Genomic DNA, 5,417 nt, shown 5'->3' with positions numbered 1-5,417 from the left:
CCGTCGGCCCGGCTGGTGGCCCGCGCCGGCCACCGCCCGGGCCGACGGCGCGCTGACGGACCGCGCCCTGCTGTCGCGGCTGCGGGACCACGGCTGGTGGACCCCGGCCGTCATCGCGACGCTCGCCGTCGTGTTCCTGCTGCTCATGTGGTGGCTGCTGGCCCAGTTCCGGACGGGGCAGCCGCGCACGCTCCCCCTGCCACGGCCGGGGCTCGGGCTTCGTACCCGCGCGCTGGCGGCGGTCATGGAGGAGCGGACGGAGCGGATCCCGGGCGTGCACCGGGCGCAGGTGACCCTGTCGGGCCGGCGGCACCGTCTGCGCGCGGCATTCGCCGTGCGGCTGGAGCCGGACGCCGTCCCCGCCGATGTCATACGGCGGATCGACGAGGGGCCGGTCGCCGACGCCCGGACGAGCAGTGAGGGCGCGCGGCACATCGACGCGGTCGTACGGCTGCGGGCCCCGGCCGGAACCACGGGCCGGTCCCGCCCCGGCCTCAGCCGATCGCGCGGCACGCGCGACACCACACGTGCGCCACTGCTGTGAGCAGCATCGAAGGCCCGGCGCAGGGCACCCTGAAGGGCAGGCAGCACGACAGGACGGCTGCGGAGTTCGACCGCCACCCACCCAACGGGGAGACCAGAGTGCCCAAGTCCCGCCCGGCACACACCTGGTGGCCCCCGCATCCACCACGCGTCAAGCACCCCCCGCACCGGCCTCATCACTACGCCCTGGCGCTCCGCCGTACCCCGATCGCCCTGTGGCGGGACGACGCCACCGACTCGGCCGCCGCCCTCACGTACTACACGGTCCTGGCGATCGTCCCGGCCCTCCTGGTGACCGTGGCCGCCATCGGCCTCGCCGGCTCCCAGGCGTCCAACGAGCTGGCGACCGAGATCACCGCGCTCGTCCCGGCCCAGTCCCGGCAGCTCATCCATGAGGCGCTGAACCAGATGACGCACCAGCGCACCGCGGCCTGGCTGCTGACGATCTTCGGCACGGTCGGGGCGCTCTGGTCGTCCTCCAGCTATCTCAGCGTCTTCCGCCGGGCGCTGCACCGCATGAACGGCGCCGTCGACCACCACACGCCGTGGCGCAAGGCGCCGCGCATCGTGATCACGGCGTGCGCGCTGCTCGCGCTCCTCGTCGCGAGTGCGTTCACGCTGGTGCTGACGGGCGACGCGGTCCATCGGATCGGCCCGTTGCTGGGTGTCGGGAGTACGGCGAGCGTGGTGTGGACGGGGCTGAAGTGGCCGCTGTTGCTGGCGCTCGCGGCGGTTCTGGTCCTGATCGTCTTCCGTACGGGCCCACCCGGCACCCGGCATCTGCGGCGCGCGCTGCCCGGCGGGGTGCTCGCGGTGCTGCTGTGGCTGCTGATGTCGGCGGGTTTCGCGCTGTACGCGGCCCACTCGGGGACGTACAGCCGGCTCTACGGCTCGCTCGCCGGCAGCGTCGTCTTTCTCGTCTGGCTGTGGCTGTCGAATCTGTCGCTGGTGGCGGGCGCCCAGTTCAACGCGGAGTTGGCCGCCGCGCACAGCCATCTAGGCTCTTCACCCATGGCAGCCCCGGCAACAGCTCGCAACGCCCCCGAGCCCGAAGACGACACCCTGCGTGGCCGCTGGCTGCGTACCCTCACCGCCGTACGGAAGGAGGAAATCCCCGACGCCCTGCCCTACGCCGACGAACTGCTGACGCGGTGGGACGAGCCCCAGCGCCGATATCACACCGCCGATCACCTGCTCGCCGTCCTGGAGCACATCGACACGCTCGCCCCGCACGCCGCCGACCCCGAGGCCGTGCGTCTCGCCGCCTGGTTCCACGACGCGGTCTACCGCCCGGACCGCTCCGAGAACGAGGAGCGCAGCGCCGTCCTCGCCGTGCGCGCGCTCACCGAGGCGGGGGTGGATGCCAAGGTCACGGCGGAGGTCGCCCGTCTCGTCCGCCTCACCGTCAGCCACGACCCGGCGCCCGGCGATACGAACGGCGAGGTGCTGTGTGACGCGGATCTCGCGATCCTGGCGGGCGAACCGGAGGAGTACGAGGCGTACACCCGGGCCGTACGGGAGGAGTACGGCTTCGTCCCCGACGACGCGTTCCGGGCGGGCCGCGCGGCCGTGCTGCGTCAACTCCTTGACCTGCAAAGGCTGTTCCGTACGCCGCACGGTGCGGCGGCCTGGGAGGAGCGGGCCCGCGCGAATCTCACCGCCGAGCTGGAGAGGCTGACCGACTGACCGCCGCCGACCGCCACGCCCAGCACTGACCCGCGCCGGCAGGAATGGCGGAGACGACACGGGTGGTTGTAGGTGTCATGCCTGATTCCGCTCCCGACGCGCCCAGCCGCGCCCGTATGCCCCTTGCCGTGTACATCCTCGGGCTCTCCGTCTTCGCTCTCGGGACCAGCGAATTCATGCTGTCCGGGCTGCTGCCGCCCATCGCCGACGACATGGATGTCTCCATCCCGCAGGCCGGTCTGCTGATATCCGCCTTCGCGATCGGCATGGTGGTCGGCGCCCCGCTGCTCGCGGCGGGGACGCTGCGCATGCCGCGCCGTACGACGCTCATCGCGCTGATCTCCGTCTTCGGGCTCGGCCAGGTCGCGGGCGCGCTCGCGCCCACCTACGAGGTGCTGTTCGTCTCGCGCGTCGTCAGCGCGTTCGCGTGCGCGGGCTTCTGGGCGGTCGGCGCGGCGGTCGCCATCGCGATGGTGCCGAAGACGTCGCGCGCCCGCGCGATGGCCGTGATGATCGGCGGCCTTTCGATAGCGAACGTGCTCGGTGTGCCGGCGGGCGCGTTCCTCGGTACGCATCTGGGCTGGCGTTCCGCCTTCTGGGCGGTCGGCGCCGCGTCGGCGATCGCACTGGTCGGAGTCGCGACACTGATCCCGCGCATCCCGCTGCCGGAGCGGAAGCCCGAGCTGCGGCGGGAGTTGCTGATCTACCGCGACCGCCAGGTCTGGCTGGCGATCGCGATCACGGCACTGGCGGCGGGCGGGGTCTTCTGCGCGTTCTCCTATCTGGCCCCGCTGCTGACGGACGTGGCCGGGCTGGACGAGGGCTGGGTCCCGACGGTGCTCGCGCTGTTCGGCGTCGGCGCCCTGATCGGCACGGTGATCGGCGGCCGGGTCGCGGACGCGCATCTCTTCGGTGTGCTGCTGAGCGGAGTGGTGGCGTCGACGGTGTTCCTGGCGGCGCTGGCGCTTCTCGCGTCGAGCGCGGTGGCAGTGGTGGTGCTGTCTCTGCTGCTGGGCTTCTCGGCGTTCTTCACGGCACCGGCGCTGAACGCCCGGATGTTCAACGTGGCGGCGGCGGCCCCGATCCTTGCCGGAGCCACGGCCACGTCGGCGTTCAACCTGGGCAACACCGGAGGCCCCTGGCTGGGCGGCACGGTGATCGACGCGGGCCTCGGCTTCGCGTCGACGGCATGGGCGGGCGCGGCGATGACGGTGGTGGCCGCGGGTCTGGTGGCCCTCGCGATGCGCCACCAACGCGCAGGCCGTACGCGGGTCATCGCGAAGAGCCCGGAGAGCCCGGAGATCCAGGGGGCGCAGACGGCCACGACCGCCACCACGGCGGACAGCTCCCAGCGGTGAGCTGCCGGGCAATGCCGGTCGAGGTCGCAGGGGTGCGCGTACCCGTCGGACGGGCCGCCGAGGCGGCGCAAACGGTCTGTGCGGAGTACGCGGACGAGGCGCTCTACCACCACAGCGTGCGGTCCTACTTCTTCGGCGCTGCCTGGGCACAGGCGCGCGGCCTCGGCTCCGACTTCGACCGCGAGCTGTTCTTCGTCGCGGCGATGCTGCACGACCTGGCTCTCACCCCGCCCTTCGACAGCCACACGCTCGTCTTCGAAGAAGCCGGCGGCCACCTGGCCCGCGTCTTCACGGCCGGTCTCGGCTGGCCGGCCGAACGACGCGACCGGACGGCCGAGTTGATCGTGCTCCACATGCGGGACGACGTCGCGCCGGAGGTGGACCTGGAGAGCCGGCTGCTCCAAGTGGGAACCAGCGCCGATGTGTCCGGGACGGGCCTGGAGGCTTTCGCCCCCTCCTTCGTCGACACACTCGTTAAGGCATATCCCCGACAGGGATTCGCCCCTGCATTCGTACGCCTGTTCAAGGACCAGGCGGAACGCAAACCGGGGTGCGCGGCTGCGGAGTTGATGGCGGGAGAGTGGGCGGAACGGACCTCTTCCCATCCGCTCGATAAGCGCCGGAGAGTGTGACCGCGGACGGTCGGGGAGAACCGATCTCAAGAATGTCCGCCACACATTGAACTCCTGACGCAATACAAGCGTCATACCTCACGAAGAACACGCGCACCGCCGGTTGAGCCGGCAGAGCCGATGGCCTGCCGGCCGTGGCACTCCCGTAGAGGAGTTGTGCGCGGTAAGTCTCAAGTCCTCTCCCCCACTTGGAGGAATCATGATGAAGTCCTTGCGTTCTCGTATCGGTATCGGCCTCGCTGTCAGCGCCGCCGCGATCGCCATCCCGCTGACCGCCACGACCGCCTCCGCCGCCGAGCCGCCGCCCGGCGACGGCTGGATCATCGCCGGCGGCTGGAAGTACCCGTCGAAGGAGGCCTGCGAAGCCGAGGAGCTTCAGTTCGCCCAGCAGAACGGGTACAGCGAGGTGTGGTGCGAGGGCGAGCCCAACACCGTCTACCAGATCTGGAACCGCTGACCGGTCCCCCCTCGGCGGGGACACGCTGACCTTCTGCCAACGGCGGTCCGCCGCCCTGGTGTTGAACCGGGGCGGCGGGCTGTCCCCCCACCCCCCACGGGCAGATCGCGTCCCCTCATGCTGTGCCTTGACCCATGGTTACGACATAGGGAAGTTCATGCAGTTTCGTAAGACCATCCCCGCGATTGCTCTCGGTGTCGTATCGCTTACGGTGCCCATCGCGGCCTCCGCGGGTACCGGCTCCTCGTCGCCGACGATTGAAGCGACGACAGCGGATTCCCCTCAGGTCGAAAGCGCCACGCTCACCGACAACAACGGCAAGCCCTCCGGATCCCTTTCCGTGAAGGCCGCGCCGAAGGCGGCGGCGGCACAGTCCGAGAAGGTGTTCTCGACCGGCGCGATGACCGGGGAGGAATTCTCGTCGATCGGCCTCAGCTGGAAGAAGGAATCCGCCGTCGACAGCGGACTGACCGCCGAGACGCGAATCCACCGCGACGGGGCCTGGGGACCGTGGCAGAACGTTCCTCTGGGCCTTGACGACGGCGTGGCCGAGGAGGCGAAGCGGGCCGGCGCGCCCGCCTTCTACACCGACGACGCGGACGGGGCACAGGTGCGCTTCACCTCCCCGAAGGGCAGCCTGCCGCAGGACCTGAGGCTGTCGTTCATCGACCCGGCCAAGAGCCCGGCCATGTCCTCGTCCACGTCCTCGTCCTCGTCCACGTCCACGTCCACGTCCACGTC

Annotated in this window: 6 protein-coding genes and 1 pseudogene; all 7 read left to right on the top strand. The window is 70.9% G+C overall.

Annotated elements, in window-relative coordinates:
* The coding region (locus tag BHU15_RS40365) for a DUF6286 domain-containing protein (protein ID WP_069629369.1) at window positions 1–544 on the top strand (544 nt) is incomplete at its 5' end.
* Window positions 541–1,473 (top strand): annotated as a pseudogene (locus BHU15_RS39395) (YihY/virulence factor BrkB family protein); the annotation flags it as partial. The gene BHU15_RS40365 and the pseudogene BHU15_RS39395, both read left to right, overlap by 4 nt.
* A gap of 81 nt (window positions 1,474–1,554) precedes the next feature.
* Complete coding sequence (locus tag BHU15_RS39390) at window positions 1,555–2,229, top strand: HD domain-containing protein (protein ID WP_255293213.1); 675 nt, start codon at window positions 1,555–1,557, stop codon at window positions 2,227–2,229.
* A 116-nt stretch (window positions 2,230–2,345) separates the two neighbouring features.
* Entirely contained in the window at window positions 2,346–3,587 is a 1,242-nt protein-coding gene (locus BHU15_RS25725; protein WP_069629367.1) for a Cmx/CmrA family chloramphenicol efflux MFS transporter, read from the top strand.
* A 32-nt stretch (window positions 3,588–3,619) separates the two neighbouring features.
* The gene (locus BHU15_RS25720; protein WP_255293212.1) at window positions 3,620–4,219 is read left to right on the top strand and encodes an HD domain-containing protein; all 600 of its coding nucleotides are present in this window, start codon (window positions 3,620–3,622) and stop codon (window positions 4,217–4,219) included.
* A 202-nt stretch (window positions 4,220–4,421) separates the two neighbouring features.
* On the top strand, window positions 4,422–4,676 hold the full coding sequence (locus tag BHU15_RS25715; protein ID WP_069629365.1) for a hypothetical protein: 255 nt from the start codon (window positions 4,422–4,424) through the stop codon (window positions 4,674–4,676).
* Window positions 4,677–4,833: 157 nt separating this feature from the next.
* The coding region (locus tag BHU15_RS25710; protein ID WP_218028078.1) for a hypothetical protein at window positions 4,834–5,417 on the top strand (584 nt) is incomplete at its 3' end.

The organism is Streptomyces niveus (assembly GCF_001723055.1).
Classification (GTDB): domain Bacteria; phylum Actinomycetota; class Actinomycetes; order Streptomycetales; family Streptomycetaceae; genus Streptomyces; species Streptomyces niveus.
This window is presented reverse-complemented; position numbering and strand designations above follow the sequence as displayed.

Excerpts from the sequence above, each read along its gene's own strand:
- BHU15_RS25725 (WP_069629367.1), top strand. The coding sequence starts at position 2,346 with ATGCCCCTTGCCGTGTACATCCTCGGGCTCTCCGTCTTCGCTCTCGGG.
- BHU15_RS39390 (WP_255293213.1), top strand. The coding sequence starts at position 1,555 with ATGGCAGCCCCGGCAACAGCTCGCAACGCCCCCGAGCCCGAAGACGAC.
- BHU15_RS25715 (WP_069629365.1), top strand. The coding sequence starts at position 4,422 with ATGAAGTCCTTGCGTTCTCGTATCGGTATCGGCCTCGCTGTCAGCGCC.